The following is a 17388-nucleotide window of genomic DNA, read 5'->3' as shown; positions in this document are numbered from 1 at the left end:
GCCATGAATGTTCCTTATTATTTTGCCTATCTCATTATTTCTGTTTATCTTTTTGTGGGGATTCGTCAGACTCTGACTCATTTAACTTTGGAAAAACGATAGATTGAACCAAATTAATATAAAGGCTTGTACGTTTACTCCTAAATTCTCGACATAAGCGGTACAACTTGCCAGTTAATCATCTGAATTCAAACATTGAATTAGCATAAATTTAATATCCGGCTGAATATTGCGCATAAGATTCTAGTAACTAAGTTAGTTGAAGAGAATTAGTCTGAATTAGTGTAAGCTAAACGCTTATATTCTCAAGTAATACATACTCAGAGTTTCCTTCCTATTTTCACTTATAAGTCTAATATTAGAAGTCCACTATGCTTTACAATCAAAATCACGCAGTTCGTTTTCCAAAAGGCAAGTTTGCTATGTGGAGTGTTTACAGCTTCACGGGCGCATCTATCTTAGCCTCGATTATCTTTTCATTATTACTGTTTCTTTCAATTGATGATGATCCTGTCATGCAGTTGTTATTTGGTGGATTAGCCGTCATTTTTGAACTCGGTAAATTCTTTGCGTGGTATGAAGTCGGTGAACGTTACTCTAGGAAGAACTTTATTGGCATGTTTTCAGCGCTTGGCTTTTATGCCGTGTTGGCTGCCATCTCTATTGGCGGTTCTATTGGCGGGATCAACAGCGCCACGAACAAGGCCCAAGAACATGTTCATGTGCAGCAGAGCAAGGCTAATGCCTTTAATATGCAAATCGATGCTATCGACAAGCAGATTGCACTTAACAATGTTGCCGCTGAAAAGTACATCCAGATGGAGCGAATTGCTACCGGTGTGATGCGAATTCAAAAAGAGAACAATAAATTACGTGAGCAGCAACAACAGCTAGCCATCCAGAGAGACAGCATCCCGGTTGTAAGCCAAGGTTCGATTGTTGGCTTAATTGAAAGTCTAGCAATGTCATTGAATATTAAAGCTGAGACAGCGCAGCTTGGATTAGTGGTGTTCTTATCCATTTTATTGGATTTCTTTGCCGCATTTTTTGTGGGGCTAATTGGTGAAGAAAATCGTTTTCGACAACGATTTAAACAACAATCGGCGCAACTTGAACCTATTACGCTAGATGCTTATAGACGATTACATAGTGATGAAACCGGTTTTATTCCTCTGTTTGAGCCTAAACAACTCAACGAGCCAGAAGCTAAGTCGACTTATGAGCAAGTAATCGATGCATTAGGTGCAAATCGAGTTAATTGCAGTAAACGCGCGGTGAGTCAGTACTTGAAGATCAGTGCTGAAGAGGTTGATGACATTTTCAGTAAAATGTTTAGTGAAGGCATAGTGACTAAAAAGCCAAATAATCATTTTCAATGGCAAGGTGTCAACCCGGTCTTAGAACCAGAAGCCATATAATCGTAATAACGAGCTATTTCAGCCGAAAAGGAAGTATCTGACAAGTTACTTCCTTTTTTTATGCCCTTTTTATAAAAATGTTCCAGATAAACAAGATTGCTGTTTGAATAAAGACAATAAAGCCCTTAGGATCGGCATTACATAATATATGAACAAGATCATCGTCAATGCCAGCCAATCAGACAAATACTCACAACGAATCTTTAACGCTTTATTTTATCTACGACTCTCATTGTCCATGGAGCTATGCAGTTACACCTATCGCTGCTGAACTGATTAATGCTTTTGATTTTACCGAAATTCATTTACTACATTGTGCCCACTATAATGGCAAAGATGCCCCTAAAAAGGATCAGGTCTCGCAAGTTCGCGCTATCAGTCCAGTCGTTTTTGGTGATGACTACGTAAAACAAGTCAGCACTAAAGTTAACTCAATCAAGAGCGCTAACTTCATGTCTTGGGCTCAGTCTAAACAGGCTGATAAAGAGTTTGAATTGCTACAAGCACTGCAAAAGCAACACTTTGTTACTGGCAATCCATTAAATTCTAGAGAAGATTTCGAGCCTATCATTGCACAACACAAGCTTTCGCCTTCTAATAAAGTTTTTAAAGATGTTATCAGCCACGAAGCTGAAAGTGTGTTGGCGGGGATTGCTGACATAGGAGAGGCCATTGGAACATCGGCGTTTCCTGTACTCGTGCTGACTTATGGTGATGATGCTATCTTTATCGATCACTCACAGTATTTAGCTAAACCTGAAGATGTCGTGATAGCGGTACAAAAAGAGTTAGCAGCGTTAAGTTAGGCCGCCTTGCGATAGTTAAATGCGGATAGTGTAATTGTGCTAAAGCGCTAACAGTGAGTTATTGTTAGCGCGATTTTATAGCCATTCAAGCGGTTACTCTAAACAATTACTGCATAATCATCACCGCATAAAGTGACTTATTTAGAGCAGATCCTTATGAGCACAATATAAAAGATCACCAGCCCTAGCCATTTCAATGTTAACCCTGTACCAATAAACATAAAGCACCTCTTGTGATACTTTTGCTCCAACTTTTGTCACGGTTATTTTATCAACACAAGGTTAAACGGGGATTAATAGTGCTATTTTTATACCCATTTTTGTGCATAAACATGAATATAGCGGCCTAACGATAAAAATGGCTCTTGACGACATAGCTTCTGCTCCATGGCAACAATCTGCTCAAAACGAAAGTCTCCCATATCATGGTTTTGCATATAGTCATGAAAAGTTCTAACGCCGGTTTTCCCCAAAATATTAAAACCCGCTTGCTCAAGGCATCCATATACCAATTCTGGCTTTATTCCCTGCTGAGGTTGTAACTTAAACCGTTTACGGTGGGGCATCCCTTTTTCAATATGGTTAAGGTTGCCACAGATTAAATTCTTAAATAGCAGACCATTATAGTTATAAAACATCACCGAAATAATGCCGCCAGGTTTGACCTGCTCACACAGTGTAGATAACGCCTGAATCGGCTCCGCTAACCACTCCATCACCGCATGAAACAGGATTAAATCGACAGGAGCTTGTAAGTGCTCAGCAATGTTTTGCACTGGGCTATGAATAAACTGGTACTTATCCAACAGCTGATTGCCACTAATATCTTGCTTAGCCAGAGTGAGCATTTCACTTGATAGATCGCATAGGCTGACATTATGGCCAAGTGCTGCAATTTTTTGTGATAGTTGCGCTAGACCCCCGCCCGCATCAAGCACACTGAGCTCACTCGCGGTATTGGCCGATTTATCGTTAGATAGCATCAACAAGATCTGTTCAATATCTTGCCAAACAACGGTTTGCCTTATTTCGCCTTTAGCGGTGCCGTAAATACTGGCGGCAAACTTATGAGCTAAATCATCAAAATTTCTATCTTCTATCACTTGGGTCATCATTTTGCGGCTACATTACGTGGGCGCGGATTTTCTCATAGCTTGCATAAAAATCAAATCATAGAAATGAAAATCACACTACCATCAGTACAATCTAAAGCTTTTTAAAAACGTGGAGGAGAAGGGCATTAACTTGGTTTTGCATACGAAGACTGAAATCGTGGCGACTAGATATGCAGAAAACTGAATGAAGGTATCAAAAATTCCCGAGGTTATATTTCTTATTTTGCATAAAACGTGATTGTGGATTCACTTCGGGGTTTAACTCTACAACTAATGGCTTCAAGCATTTTTAATGCAACACTTGCAGATAAAAAAACGGCTAAGCTGGTTAGCTTAGCCGTTTTTTACAATCTTGAACCACTTGTGATGATCACTTCAATGGTCTGAAACTGAGGTTATACTGTTTAACGACGGAAGGTCACACTCTCTAATTCAGCCAAATGGATCTGCGTGGTGGCAATTTGAGTTTCAGCCAGCACCTTACCTTGGCGTATTGAATAACGAACAGGAACCTGACGGCGAACCGCATCAAATCCATTGTCGGCAGGTAGAACGAGCAAGTTACCAGGCTTGCCAAGTTCAATCCCATACTGATCTTGAATATTTAGCGTACGGGCAGACTTGCTGGTGATAAGCTCAAGCGAGTTGTTGATTTGATCGTAACCCATGATTTGGCAAACATGTAGACCCATGTGCAGCACCTGCAACATGTTAGCTGTACCGAGCGGATACCAAGGATCGAAAATATCGTCGTGACCGAAACAAACATTAATGTCAGCGGCGAGCATCTCTTTCACACGGGTAATACCACGGCGCTTAGGGTAATCGTCAAAGCGACCTTGCAAGTGGATATTAACCAGCGGGTTAGCGACAAAGTTAATGCCCGACATACCAAGTAAGCGGAACAGACGCGACGCATAAGCACCATTATATGAATGCATCGCCGTGGTGTGACTCGCCGTTACGCGCTCGCCCATTTGATATTTATGGGCAAGGGCTGCAACGGTTTCCACAAATCGCGACTGCTCATCATCAATCTCATCACAATGCACATCGATAAGGCGGTCGTATTTACGCGCTAGCTCAAATACATAATGCAATGACTCAACGCCGTATTCTCGGGTAAATTCAAAGTGGGGGATTGCGCCAATCACATCCGCGCCAAGTTTAACGGCTTCTTCTAGCAGCTCTTTACCGTTAGGGTAAGACAAAATACCTTCTTGCGGGAAAGCCACAATCTGGATATCGACCCAGTCTTTCATCTCTTCTTTCACTTCAAGCATAGCTTTAAGTGCAATCAAGGTTGGATCAGACACATCAACGTGAGTACGAACATGTTGAATACCGTTGGCTATTTGCCACTTTAGCGTTTGCTTAGCGCGAGACTTAACGTCTTCGATAGACAGCATAGATTTACGCTCAGACCAACGCTCGATACCTTCGAACAAGGTGCCTGAAATATTCCAGCTTGGCTCGCCAGCGGTTTGCGTTGTATCTAAGTGGACATGAGGCTCACAAAAAGGAGCTACAGCCATACCGCCTTCGCCATCGATGATCTCTAATGACGCAGAGCTTGGCAGCTCAATGCTATCAGCCATTGGCACAATCGCTTTAAACTGACCACCTTCAATGAGTAGTTGATAAAGGCCTTCTTTACCGCTTAGCGATACGTTTTTGATCAACATATTTGCTGATGACATGGAGTTTTCCTTATGCATTGGTAGCATTTTTACAATCTGATTTAACTAAATTCTGTTTGCCTATACGAACCTGAACTTCATCTATTAATAGATAGCTGAAGGCGCCAGCAAGCACAGCATTAATTGGCACTATGCCAGGTAACAAATGGCCTGCCAGTACGCCTATCATGACGCCGCTAATCGCAGCCCAATTGACAGTCGCAAACTTGGCATTGGCAAAGTCTTTGTATTTTTCGCGGTTTCGAAGGTAGTCGGCGATAATAATGCCACCAATCGGCGGGATTGCCGCAGACAAGAAGGTTAACCAGCCGACGAAGTTATTATATAACCATAGTGCACACAGGGTGCCGATTATGCCGTTAAAAATCGATAAGTATTTACTCGGTAAGCCGGTAATGTTTGCAAAACCAAGGCCTGAAGCATATAGCGCATTATCGTTAGTGGTCCAAATATTTAAGCCTAAGATGATAATCGCTGGGATCAATAAGCCTTGTGCAATCATCACCTCTGAAATATCGGCTTGGCCTGTTGCCGCCGCGCCTGCAGCGCCAAAGATAAACATCAGTGAGTTACCCACGAAGAAGGCAAACATAGTGACAAACACGGCAGTTTTTGGGTTCTTACCAAAGCGAACAAAATCTGCAGTCAGTGTGCCAGCTGAAATGAACGAGCCAACAACCAAAACCAAGGCGGTATTAAAATCAATTGGATTTTGTGGCTCAACAGCCATTAAACCTTGCATCCCGCCCATGGTATCAACCGCTTGAACAACTGAGAAACCACCAAATAGTGCGATTGCAGGAACTGCTATGGCGGATAAAATCATAATCGCGCCGATACCGAAGTAAACTGTGATGGTCATTAATAGACCCGAGATAATGATAAGCAGATTAGTGTCGATGCCTGTGGCTTTTTGGACTGGGATAGCAAACATAGCAACGCCAACACCAAACCAACCAACTTGAGTGCCACCGAGAAGTAGCGAGGGTAACCAAGAACCTTTTAAACCGAAAGAGTAACGAGCGAGGAGATGAGTCGAAAGACCAGATTGAGCGCCGATGTAACCAAGAAACGAAGTGTAAATACCGAGAATTAAATTACCAATGAGAACTGCGAGAACAAAATCATTAAAGGAGAGGCCAGTGCCGAGTGTTCCTCCTGTCCACATACTTGCTGAAAAAAAGGTTAACCCTAACATCACCATTGTTAGAGAAAGCACCCCTTTACGTGCCGATATCGGTACCGGGGTTAAACTATAATTATTATCGCTTGCCATTTATTGTCCTTGGATTAAATAAAGAAAATACACGGCTTACCTAAAACGAAAAAGCTACGCCAATACAGGGCTACAGCAGTTGCACATCAGGCAAACGGCGCGTAGTTTAGTGATTGTTGACGCAGAGTCAAGCAAATATAGAAGCGAATCTAATAAATAAAAACAAACGTAATCAAGCCGTATAAATAAAGCTAATACTTAGTTGTAGAACGATGTAAAATGAGGCGGATAACAACATTAAATGTTAATGGCAGCCCGCTTGGAGCGGGGGCGTTAACTTATGTCGAAGTTTGTATCAAAAGCTTAAACGTAAAAAGTAGGCTGATATAAATCCATTTATCGAGCGTAAATTAATCATCACCCTAGTGTTATCGAAGTGAAGCCTGGATTCTCGACATTTAAGACTAAATGATAAAAGCTAAGCGTCCTCTGATAGAACGCTTAGCTTATTATTTTAAACTGCCAGCATAGTTAGAAAATGTGAATTGAGTTATGGAGCCGATTCAATTTTGGGCTTAGGTTTAAATAAAGCCAGTAGCGGAATTAAACATAAGTAGGAGACCAGTAAAAAACCGAACGTATACACGAACGCCGTTAATGTTGATTGCTGCTGCAGTATATTCTGCAGTTGGGCTATAAATGACGGGTCAGTGATCGTAGTACCTTGCATCTGCGCCGCGTTCTGTAAAACAGTGTTACTTGGCGAAAGAGCGCCGCCTAACTGGTTCCACTCTTGTTGCTGGATCCGCGAGAAATAGGTATTAACGATAGATATGCCGAAAGAGCCACCAATAGTTCGGCACAAATTAAACACCACAGCACCACTAATCGTTTCTTTCGGTGATAGGGTTGCATAGGCCAGCTGACTTAGCGGTGCAAAAACCAATCCCATTCCCGCACCTTGTATAATACTCGGCAGTAAAATCCAGTAAATATCAATTTCAAGTGAATACTGAGTCATCAAATAGGTGCCAAGGGCATTAAGCGATAGGCCAACTGCGATAAGTAGCCTCGCATCGATTTTGTCCATGTAACGTGCCATTCCTAGCAAAACAATAGCTGATGCTAGGCCCCTTGGTGCCATAGCAAAACCAGTTGTTTCAACCGGATAATTCAATAGCTGTTCCAGCATCATGGGTTGCAGCTGAGTAATGCCAAACATCCCCATTGAGAAACCCGCCATCACAAGGCATGACATAGCAAGGTTACGATCGCGTAACAACCACACTGGCGCGATATCACTCTTAGTAATAAAAGAGCGCGCGACAAAGAAAACTATCGCAATTACGCTAATAATGGTGGCAAACAAGATGGTATTAGACTCAAACCAGGACTCTTGATTCCCTCGGTCGAGCACCATCTGCAACAAACCAATACCAATGGTCATTGCGATGACGATTGGCCAATCAATTTTAGGTTTACCTTTACCACCGAGCTTAACAAATAAGTAAATCAGCGTAAGGCAGACAGCGCCAACGGGGAGGTTCACATAAAAAATCCAGCGCCAATTCATATTCTCGGTAATAACGCCACCCAGTGTCGGCCCTAAAATAGGCCCTAGTAATATCCCGACACTAAACAGTGCCATGGCTTTACCACGTTGGCTTGCGGGATAGATCTGCACCATTATTGACTGAGATAGTGGGATAACCGAAGCCCCAAATGCTCCTTGCATCACCCTAAAGGTGACCATTTCAGCAATGCTATCTGCTTGTCCACAAAGTGCAGAGCTGATCATAAAGCCACTCACTGAAACCAACAGTAGATTACGCACACCAAATTTAAGCGCGAGGAAACTGGCTAGCGGAATAAATATCGCTTCAGCCATAGAATAAGAAGTCAGTACCCAGGTAATTTGATCAGACGTGACCCCCAATGCCCCCATCATATGCGGTAAGGCAACATTGGCGATGGTCATATCAAGCAATACCATGATGGCAGATAGCATTACCGCTAACGTGACGAGTTTGCGGCTGCTTTCACTCAATACCTGACTGTCATCAGTATTAGGCATTGTCTCTGAATTATCGCTCATGTTACTTCTCTTGATGCTTTGGTTGGCTATCAATCGTATCAATGGTTACGTTAGCACTTGCACCCACACGTAGTGGAAAGTCAGGATGCTCACTTTCGTTAGAGAGGCGAATTAACACAGGGAAACGTTGTGGCACTTTAACCCAGTTTCCCGTGGCATTTTCAGGCGGCAACAGCGTAAAGGAAGCGCCACTGGCCGGTGAAATGGCTTCAATTGTGCCGTGATAATCCACCTTAGGGTAAAGGTCTAGGGTGATTGTTGCACTCTGGCCTGCGGTCAATCGTTCAAGTTGGGTTTCTTTAAAATTAGCTTGAACCCAATACGTGTTATCAACAACTAAAGGCACAAGCGCTTGCCCTGGAGATACAACGCTACCAGCATGAGCACTTAATTTACCTAAAATGCCGTTTTTAGGCGCGAAAATATTAGTGTATGAAAGCGATAAACTTGCCTGACTCAGTGCTGCAGCCGCTTTTTTCACTTCTGGCGCAGCATTACCGTGCGCACCTTGAGATTTGATCAGTTGAGCCATGGTTGCCCGCGCGGCGATAACACTCTGTTCAGCTGCCGATAGCTTGGCACGCGAGTCGTCAAGTTGCTGAGCAGGCAACAACTCTTTATCGACTAAGTCTTTAATACGTTTATAGGTTACCTGAGCATCAGATAATTGAGCGACGGCACTTTTAACATTGGCACTCGCAGCCAGTATGGCATCATCGGTTGCCGCATTATTTTGCAGCGCCATTTCATAGGCTGCGCGAGCTTCATCTAGTTTAGCTTGAAAGGGAGCTGGGTCGATCTGCACCAATAAGTCACCTTGACTAATCTTTTGATAATCAGATGCATTAACACTGACGACTTTGCCGCTGACTTGTGGAGCGATGTAGATAATATTGGCATGTACATAAGAGTCATCTGTGCTCGGATAGTTTTTTTGATGTTGAATATAGAAATAACTCAGAGTAACAAGTACTGCGAGCACTACGGCTGCAAGAATAAGATTACGTACTAGATGGGATGGTGCTTGTGTTGAATTTTCGCTCATAATGTTAACCAGTCCGGTTATTCGACAGTCGTCGAGAAGGGGGTGAAGACTCATAACGCTTCAAGGCGTTCATTCGTCTCAACAAATACTAGTCCTAGTTTGTTTCAGTAACAATGTAAGTCGTTAAAAAAATTTAGAAAGTCCCCATCAACATTTAATGATAGGGATGTCTTTCCAGCGGGTGGTATATTGGGGGGTAAGCATCTCTCTGCGCATGCCCCATTTCTGTGATATGCCTTGAGCGGCCAGAAACAGTGCGTCAGTGCCATATTTAGCATTAATGCTATCTAATACCTGCATTCTATTAGGGTTTCTGCTGCTTTCGAACAAGTCCTGCTGCAGGTTGGCCTCACTACACAGATTAATTAGTCCAACGCCGATTTTGTAATAACGAATAGAGGAGTTGAATCTGACGATAGCCGCGCGTGTTGCAGCTTCTATCAATTCACACGTGTCATTCGTTGGATAAGCAAAATGATGCACAAACTTAAAACCGCTAGGCTGCTCATCAAAAGGGGAATTAGAAGCGAAAATTAACATGCTTTGGCAGAGTGAGCCTTGAGCCCTGGCTTTGGCCGCGGCGGTTGATGCATGCTTGCTTAACGCCTGACACAATGATGTTATGTCGGTTATTCGGTTACCAACACTGCGGGTAGAAAAGATCTGTTGCTTGTCAGCTCGTGCTTCATCCCATGTTTTGCACACTTCGCCGTTCAACTCACGGACGGTACGCTCAAGCTCGATACTAAATTGCTTGCTTGCGATACCGACTTTCATCTGTGACAAGGCAAAAGCACTGTGAATATTCATCATCGCAAGTCTGTTAGATATACGTCTGCCAACCCCCCATACATCGTCGGTCTTCATGGTTTTTAAAATGGCAATGCGCTGTTCATCACAGGTAATGGCGCAAACACCTTTATAGCCGGGTATTTTCTTAGCTGCGTGATTGGCGACCTTAGCCAGAGTGAGCGTCGAGCCAATCCCCACACAGACAGGAAGCCGTGTTTCTTTCCAAACGGCGCGCCTTATCTTCATCGCATGCTCAGTTAAACAAGGGATAGCGGGGTAACAGTGCTTAAACGATAAGAATGACTCATCGATACTATAAATATGCTGCTCAGGCGCAAAATGGCCAATCACCTCCATCATGGCAGCAGATAATGAGCCATAAAGCTCATAATTTGAAGATAGCGCGATAACACCTTTTTGCTCACACAGTTTTTGCGCTTCAAAGTAAGGGCCGAACTTGTTAATTCCGGCCTCTTTTGCCAATCTGTTAGCCGCAACAATCATTCCATCGTTATTACTTAGCACTATGATAGGGCGGTTACGCCAGTCAGGTCTAAAAACCTGCTCAGCGCTGCAATAAAAAGAATTCGCATCGACAAGCGCATACATGGTTAGTCGTTCTCTAGAATTGGGCTTTTACGATGGCAGCGAATAGAGCGGATCACCACGCCTTCAACACTAAAAGTGTCGTGCTCGAGGATAGGCGTGCTCATGTGAGATTCATTGGCAGATAACAGCAATCTGTTCACCTTATCAATAATCTTACAAACAAATGAACCGTTAAAATTTGCCACGATAACGTCTTGATTACGCACATCAACATGCCTATCGACTATTAAAATGTCGCCATCGAATATGCCGACCCCCTGCATAGAGTCACCACAAGCATGGCCAATAAAGGTCGAGCTCGGATGCTCAATCAGTAATTCATCAAGACTTAACGGCAGTTGCTTGTAATCGGTGGCAGGGGATTCAAAACCTGTTATGCCTGCACTGGCTGAAATTGGAATTATGTTCATGCTAAAAAATAGTTAACTGTATATTTATACAGTATAGTGGTTTTATGTGATTTTGCGCAATAAGGATGACAACTTTCTGTGAGCAGAATGCAGTTTAAAACAGCCACGCATAATAGTAGTTTAACGGCTTCTTCTTTAAATTCTGGGTATATCGTTATCCACCCATAACATATCTCCTATGCAAAAAGCTTAGGTGAAATTTTTCATAAGACTCGGGGCTGTCTAAGAGGCGAGGGGATTTTAAGTATACCGATGTAAGCTTTTAACAAGTTGCAACCTAAAAATGCAATCAACCATTAAGGGGGTTAGGTGTAATTGTTTATGTTTCATTATCTGATTTTGCTTGTTGGTTTGTTAAGTTTAGCTTTGCTCTATGTAAGATGAATCTACTTTAGGTAAGTAGTTAGAGGCAAGCCTCCCATTATTGAGCCTCTTGCATCACTCTTTTTCAGTTGTTGTTTTTAATTGATAAAACTATATTTAAAAGCACGTAATGCATTGTAGTGAAAGTAATTGATCCCATAATTCATTTATTTAAACCCCTTTATTTGCTAGGTAAAAGCATTCGTTTTTACTTGAAATGATTTTAAAAAGAACCTGAAAAATTGATATACCAACCACGCGCAATCAGCAACAATCTGTCGCTATAAAAAGTAAATAAAATGTAATCATGGCTCTCATACAAAACGTCCATTACTCGAAATGCTAGCTAAAAAAATCTGCCCCCCCCTTTCCGTGATCAAGTAGTTGTCAGATATGCTTAAAACTAGATCTATATCAAAGTTGCTACATGCCCACTGCAAAACCCGAACATATGATTGACGCAGATCAATACTATTGTTTTTGAGGAGGCTAGATTAGCACTAAGTTAGTTACAAATAACTTGTTTTAAATAACGGTTAAGCAACGTTTTTGATTGGTTATTTGAGCAAATTTATTCGTAATAAAGGTTAATGGCACCAAATATGTAACCGCTACTGCTGGATTAACTATTTTTGAGGTTCAAATTTATGAAAACAACACTGGCTTTAACACTGATTCTTTCACTATTTACAGCAAGCACAGTACAAGCTGCAACAGCTTTACCTCATGAGGTCCAGATAAAAAAGCACCCTGAAGCATTAGAGATCGTTGAAGCGAGAGAGATGAAGTTTCTCATCGACCCTGCTAAGGCGGGGCTGACCCCTCAAGAAGGCTTACAAACGATTTGGAATAAAGTTAAAGCATTTGCAAAAAAGGAAAACATTCAGCTTGAAGAGAAAACCTTTGATGCCGATGGACTGACTTTTTCAACCAAAGTGTATTACGACACGCCAAAAGGGGATCTAACCAAGCTTGGATATGTTGTCAGAATCACGACAAAATATTTAGAAGGAAAGCCCTCTTCGTCTGCGTTAACAGTTAAGTTTATCGATAGAGAAAAGCCTGAACTCGTATTTACCGCTATGGAAGATGAAGAGGATGCATCTGTTGAAGAGAATGTAGGTCCTGCTGCTAATCACTTACTCGATACCTACTTAGAAAAATCAGTAAAAGTAGAAGTTGAACTTACCAATTTACCAAAAACGCTAGCTGACTTTGCTCAATATGTTCCACAACTAGAAACCCTAGGTCTTGACCCAAGCATTCCCCTTGAAGGTGTTGGTGCATACAGTGTCAGGATGAAGCCTGGGTTCATGATCCTTCCTGGTTTGCCTTTTCCTGCGGGGATCTCCATGGAAGCATGGCTACCCATTGAGGGGGGAGAGCACGCATTTGTCTATGATTTCTCATTTGGCTACCCTACTGGGGATTACTACGACATGGCTGAAACTCATATTACAGCTGAAAAGTTCATGCAAAAAATGTACGCGCAGATGGATAGCGAAATTGGTTTACCAAAAAATTCAGTTTGGCGCGGCTCAAAAACGACCTACTTGCGCAAAGGCGGATTGAAGCTTAAAAAGTTTACACAGCTTAAAGATGTAGATTTAAGGTCCTACAAAGAGCCAGCTAAGAATCCAGATGGGACAGTGGCATTTAATGACGACCCATCATAATTGCACCAGAAGTATGTAAACAAAACTCTACAATAAAACACTTTTTTTTAATAACTTAGGATAAAGATAATGAAGAGAATACTGTCTTACACATTAGTTGCAGCGGCTGTTTGTTTAACAACAACAGCAATGGCTAGCGTCGCTCCTCATGTTTCAGTACTCCAAGGAGAGAAAAATTTTCTCTCTGGATATAGTGCTCATAACATCGATGGCACCGTCAATGTCGTCGTCGAGATCCCTGCTGGCCAAACTGCAAAATATGAAGTAAATAAGAAAACTGGCATGTTAGAGCTGGAGCAGAAAAACGGTAAACCACGTTATGTAAAATATCTTGGATACCCTGGCAACTACGGTATGATCCCGAGAACTATTTTACCAAAAGATCAAGGTGGTGACGGTGACCCAATGGATGTTTTAGTCTTGGGTCCAGCAGTGCCAATTGGCTCAGTAATTAAAGCACGCCCAATTGCCGTCTTAGATCTAGTGGACGGTGGCGAAAATGATTATAAAATTCTGATGGTTCAAGATGGTAGTCCACTTTCTGTATGTAGTGATGTTGCATGTCTAGATGATAAGTTTCCAGGCATTACCACTATTGTCAAAACTTGGTTTACTTCTTATAAAGGCCGCGATGAGAAAGGTAACTTTAAGCTTGAAGCGCGTGGATTTAAAGATAAAAACACAGCGATTCAACTTATCGGTGACTCAATCTTAGCTTACGAAGAGGGCCAAATTAGTGATCAAGATAAAATCGCGCTGCAAAAAAATGGTAACCCAAAGTTACATTTCTGGCCTGGTTCTAAAAATAATGGCTACAAATTTGCGGGGCAAACAGCCCAAGGCGACAGTGAGTTAGATAAACTATACGGTACATTAACGCTACCTTCTTATATTAAATATTATGAAGTTGATCAAGCCGACGACATTATGCTTAACCCGTACTTACAGGTTGCGACTATAGACCAACCAGCAGTGATCGATCCTGAAGTTGGCGTCTATAACTATATAGTAAACGCAGATGGTAATGTTGCGATTGTCCAAGAAGCGACGCACCCGATGGGGCGTATCTACAAAAATGGCTATATCAGACCTGAAGATGGTAGAAAGAAAAAAGTTAAAGTTAAGGGCGGCAAGAAGAAATATCCAAAAGAGAAATTTGGTCACACATCTGGTGTAGCGGGTGGTGTTGCTCGTCTAGGCGGCGAAATTTTATTTGAAGATGGTACTTGGGTGATTAACAACAAGTCAGGCCGCTACTCTAAAAATAATGTCGATCGTACTCCTGAGCAGCTAGCTAATGTAGCTAAACTAATCAAAGCAACCGTTAACCCGTCAGGCAAGCCATGGGGAGAAGTGCAATACCGCTTAGCCTATGGTAACGAAGCAACTCAAAATAAATACGAAGGCAGCAGTCAAATAAAATATCTTGACGAGAAGAAAAAGAAAAAACCTTACATTTTAGGAGAATAGGCTTATTTAAGTCGCCAGTAAGTAATAAACCCTCGCTTCAACTGATAAGCGGGGGTTTATAATATTATATAAGGCATTTTTTTAGTTTCAGGATTCGCATAATAAACATTTAGAGAGTGAAAAGCGGCCTTCATAATGTCTTCAGGACCATATTCTAATAGATAAATAGTAGGCCCCCAAGCCTCTCCACCAGTCTCAACCCACTTTCTAATTAGTTTAGCGGCATAAATCAATTTGTCAGGTGTACGATCATCGATGTGTTTACTGTATCGTCCAGATTTATTGTTAACTAGCCAACGCTCTCCATTTTTATCGTAGACGATCTCACCACAAAATCTGGCTTTTTGCCCTGCAGTCGCCGAAACGTGTCCATATTTCTCTGTATACCCCGTTAATTTTGTATATCCATCTTCTGGTCGAACAAATTTACCGGAATATTGACGACCCCTTGGGTGTGGCACAGGCTGAATAATGACAAGCTTGCCTTGTTCATCTATGCACCAATCATAGGCAGATTTCGTAGCATCAATCACTGCCGACCACTGCTCATTCGCGACCTGAAGATAGGGGTTGAGCATGATGTTGTCATGGGGATCAACTTCATAATATTTTACGTGGGAAGCGCTAACAGGCATACCATATAGTCTATCAAGATCAGCGGTATCATTTGCATTTACCGCAAAATTCATCCCACCAAATACCACCATAAAAGAGGCAACGGTTGACTGCATCGCCAGGCTAGACTTATTACTCATAGGGAACATTCCTTTTGTTCTTTATTTATCACATACCTTAGCCCTTAAAGGAGAGGTTAGGAATGTTAATAGACTTATATTAGCGCAGAACAGAGCCAATCAGCTTGATCTATAACAGCAAGTAAGCGAAGAGAGAATCGCGTTCACTAATGGCACATTGTTAATGGATGCTTTTGGACCTCTGATTAGGTGGCTAAATTGACCGTAACAATACAGATGAAATTAGCTGGGTTATAGGGAAATTAGGCGTGTGGGAAAGATATGAGCTTCTAAGAAGCTGATGGGTTAACTGCCGCCATCACCATTTTCTGATTATAAACTGGTAAGCCCATCTATAACGAGTTAGCGAAAGTTAACACGCCACTACACTTAAAATGCAATGTGAAAGCCTTGATCTTCTTTGTTTACGAGAAGGCTTTTTATTCAACTTTTCAAAATTACAGGCACAAAAAAAGGCCGCATTAGCGACCTTTTTTGCATATCAGCTTACGTTATTAGCGCTTGATTAAAGAGCGACTACGTTGCTTGCTTGTGGACCTTTTGGGCCTTGCTCTACTTCGAAAGTCACTTTTTGACCTTCAGTAAGCGTTTTGAAACCTTCAGATGCGATAGCACGAAAATGTACGAATACGTCAGCGCCACCGTTGTCTTGAGCAAGGAAACCGAATCCCTTGTCTTCGTTAAACCATTTTACAGTACCAGTAGTTGAGTTAGACATATGATGCCCCTTATTTAGTTTTAAAAAGTTCAACATTAACACTATGTTAATTTATTGAATTATATCATGTTACGCTAAAATATAAGGCAAACGTCTAGCTACAAAACACGGTTTTGATAGTGGAAGCTTTACTTGTACTTGATGCTGCATTTAATAACTCTCTGAACAACTGAGCGATATAATAACTGCTGTGCGTTTTTTGTACAGCGCTTTTTTGATTTATTTTGCCTTGTTTAAGCAATACCTTTATTTAACAGTTATATGCATATTTTCGTTTTAGACCGCATTGCTCCATTGAACTTTAGCTTCATTGACTTTGGCTTCATTGACTTTGGCTAGGGGAAGAGCTGTCAGGGTAAGAGAAATAGGCCTAAACCTATCTCTTGCAATATGACTTCGCCTTGAAACCTTACAAAAATGTATAGTTCAGGAAAACTTGCGGAAAGATGTCTTAAGTAAAGTAGCCTCATCGACAAGGAAACACCCTGTCTGCATTAAAACAAATGAGGATTTAACCATGAACAATACATCAGTTTTTAAAACAACAACTATTTCAACTCTGCTTGGACTGAGCGCCATGATGGCCATTGGCTCTGCAAATGCAGGTGATGCCCCTAAATCTTTTAATCAAGACACTGTCTCTCTACTTCAGGCTGTCGCATTGGCTGAAGCCAACACAGGCGGCGTAACGGTTGAAGCCGAGCGTGAAGTGAAAATGGGACACGTTTTCTATGAAATTGAATTAATCGGTAAAAACGGTGAGAAAATTTATACCGCAATCAACACACAAACCGGTGATGTTATTTTAACAGACAATCGTGGTCAGAATGATGATCATGACGCTGATGATAAATTAGAAGATGCATTGTATTTATCTGGCTTGAACAGTGGTCAATATTTATCGTTTGCAGATGTTGTGAAGCAAGCAGAAATACAATTTAGCGGTAAAGCGTGGAGCGTTGAACTTGATGATGACCACGGTAATGTTTCTTATGAAATCAAGTTGATGACAGTCAATGGTAAACAAGTTGAAACTGAAGTGAATGCATTGACAACAGCAGTGACAAAATAATTCTCTCGTTGAACACTTGAGCCGAACAATGAATAGTTAAAAAAGGGGATCTTGAGACTGTAACTAACTTTGTGTAACTGCTTATCAAACTGTACTCTAAAAAGAGTCAAGGATAGGCGTATAATCAT

General features: G+C 41.7%; 14 protein-coding genes. 5 read left to right on the top strand and 9 right to left on the bottom strand.

Annotated elements, in window-relative coordinates:
- Positions 1 to 371: 371 nt before the first annotated feature.
- Entirely contained in the window at positions 372 to 1418 is a 1047-nt protein-coding gene (locus ACVBIO_RS20670; RefSeq protein ID WP_447162748.1) for a Preprotein translocase subunit SecY, read from the top strand.
- Positions 1419 to 1585: 167 nt separating this feature from the next.
- On the top strand, positions 1586 to 2224 hold the full coding sequence (locus ACVBIO_RS20665) for a protein-disulfide isomerase (RefSeq protein ID WP_447173336.1): 639 nt from the start codon (positions 1586 to 1588) through the stop codon (positions 2222 to 2224).
- Between the two features lie 308 nt (positions 2225 to 2532).
- Here the strand turns inward: ACVBIO_RS20665 and cmoM are convergent, their stop codons facing one another.
- The 7 genes from cmoM to ACVBIO_RS20630 all read right to left on the bottom strand — a co-directional run bounded on the left by cmoM (position 2533) and on the right by ACVBIO_RS20630 (position 11206).
- Positions 2533 to 3339 carry a tRNA uridine 5-oxyacetic acid(34) methyltransferase CmoM gene (cmoM, locus tag ACVBIO_RS20660; RefSeq protein WP_447173335.1) on the bottom strand — a complete coding sequence of 269 codons (807 nt, stop codon included), beginning with the start codon at positions 3337 to 3339 and terminating at the stop codon, positions 2533 to 2535.
- Positions 3340 to 3743: 404 nt separating this feature from the next.
- Positions 3744 to 5039: a cytosine deaminase gene (locus ACVBIO_RS20655; RefSeq protein ID WP_447173334.1), complete on the bottom strand. Its 1296-nt coding sequence runs from the start codon at positions 5037 to 5039 to the stop codon at positions 3744 to 3746.
- A 10-nt stretch (positions 5040 to 5049) separates the two neighbouring features.
- The gene (gene codB, locus ACVBIO_RS20650) at positions 5050 to 6315 is read right to left on the bottom strand and encodes a cytosine permease (RefSeq protein WP_447162751.1); all 1266 of its coding nucleotides are present in this window, start codon (positions 6313 to 6315) and stop codon (positions 5050 to 5052) included.
- Positions 6316 to 6805: 490 nt separating this feature from the next.
- A complete protein-coding gene (locus ACVBIO_RS20645) occupies positions 6806 to 8350 on the bottom strand; it encodes a DHA2 family efflux MFS transporter permease subunit (protein ID WP_447173333.1) in 1545 nt (514 codons plus the stop codon).
- A 1-nt stretch (position 8351) separates the two neighbouring features.
- Positions 8352 to 9395 carry an HlyD family secretion protein gene (locus ACVBIO_RS20640; RefSeq protein WP_447159277.1) on the bottom strand — a complete coding sequence of 348 codons (1044 nt, stop codon included), beginning with the start codon at positions 9393 to 9395 and terminating at the stop codon, positions 8352 to 8354.
- Between the two features lie 147 nt (positions 9396 to 9542).
- Entirely contained in the window at positions 9543 to 10796 is a 1254-nt protein-coding gene (locus ACVBIO_RS20635; protein ID WP_447173332.1) for a Y-family DNA polymerase, read from the bottom strand.
- Positions 10797 to 10798: 2 nt separating this feature from the next.
- A complete protein-coding gene (locus tag ACVBIO_RS20630) occupies positions 10799 to 11206 on the bottom strand; it encodes a LexA family protein (protein ID WP_447159275.1) in 408 nt (135 codons plus the stop codon).
- Positions 11207 to 12216: 1010 nt separating this feature from the next.
- Here ACVBIO_RS20630 and ACVBIO_RS20625 point away from each other — a divergent pair.
- Positions 12217 to 13245: a hypothetical protein gene (locus ACVBIO_RS20625; RefSeq protein ID WP_447173331.1), complete on the top strand. Its 1029-nt coding sequence runs from the start codon at positions 12217 to 12219 to the stop codon at positions 13243 to 13245.
- A 69-nt stretch (positions 13246 to 13314) separates the two neighbouring features.
- On the top strand, positions 13315 to 14715 hold the full coding sequence (locus tag ACVBIO_RS20620; protein WP_447173330.1) for an inorganic diphosphatase: 1401 nt from the start codon (positions 13315 to 13317) through the stop codon (positions 14713 to 14715).
- Positions 14716 to 14771: 56 nt separating this feature from the next.
- Here ACVBIO_RS20620 and ACVBIO_RS20615 read toward each other — a convergent pair whose 3' ends face one another.
- Positions 14772 to 15470: a hypothetical protein gene (locus tag ACVBIO_RS20615; protein ID WP_447166030.1), complete on the bottom strand. Its 699-nt coding sequence runs from the start codon at positions 15468 to 15470 to the stop codon at positions 14772 to 14774.
- Positions 15471 to 15975: 505 nt separating this feature from the next.
- A complete protein-coding gene (cspE, locus tag ACVBIO_RS20610; RefSeq protein ID WP_447159274.1) occupies positions 15976 to 16188 on the bottom strand; it encodes a transcription antiterminator/RNA stability regulator CspE in 213 nt (70 codons plus the stop codon).
- 517 nt (positions 16189 to 16705) lie between these two features.
- On the opposite strand from cspE, the gene ACVBIO_RS20605 reads away from it, so the two are divergent.
- A complete protein-coding gene (locus ACVBIO_RS20605; RefSeq protein ID WP_447169140.1) occupies positions 16706 to 17260 on the top strand; it encodes a PepSY domain-containing protein in 555 nt (184 codons plus the stop codon).
- Positions 17261 to 17388 lie beyond the last annotated feature (128 nt).

It is taken from the genome of Shewanella sp. 0m-8, assembly GCF_052977265.1.
Note: the sequence above shows the minus strand (reverse complement) of the source record. Positions and strands in the feature narration are given on the sequence as shown.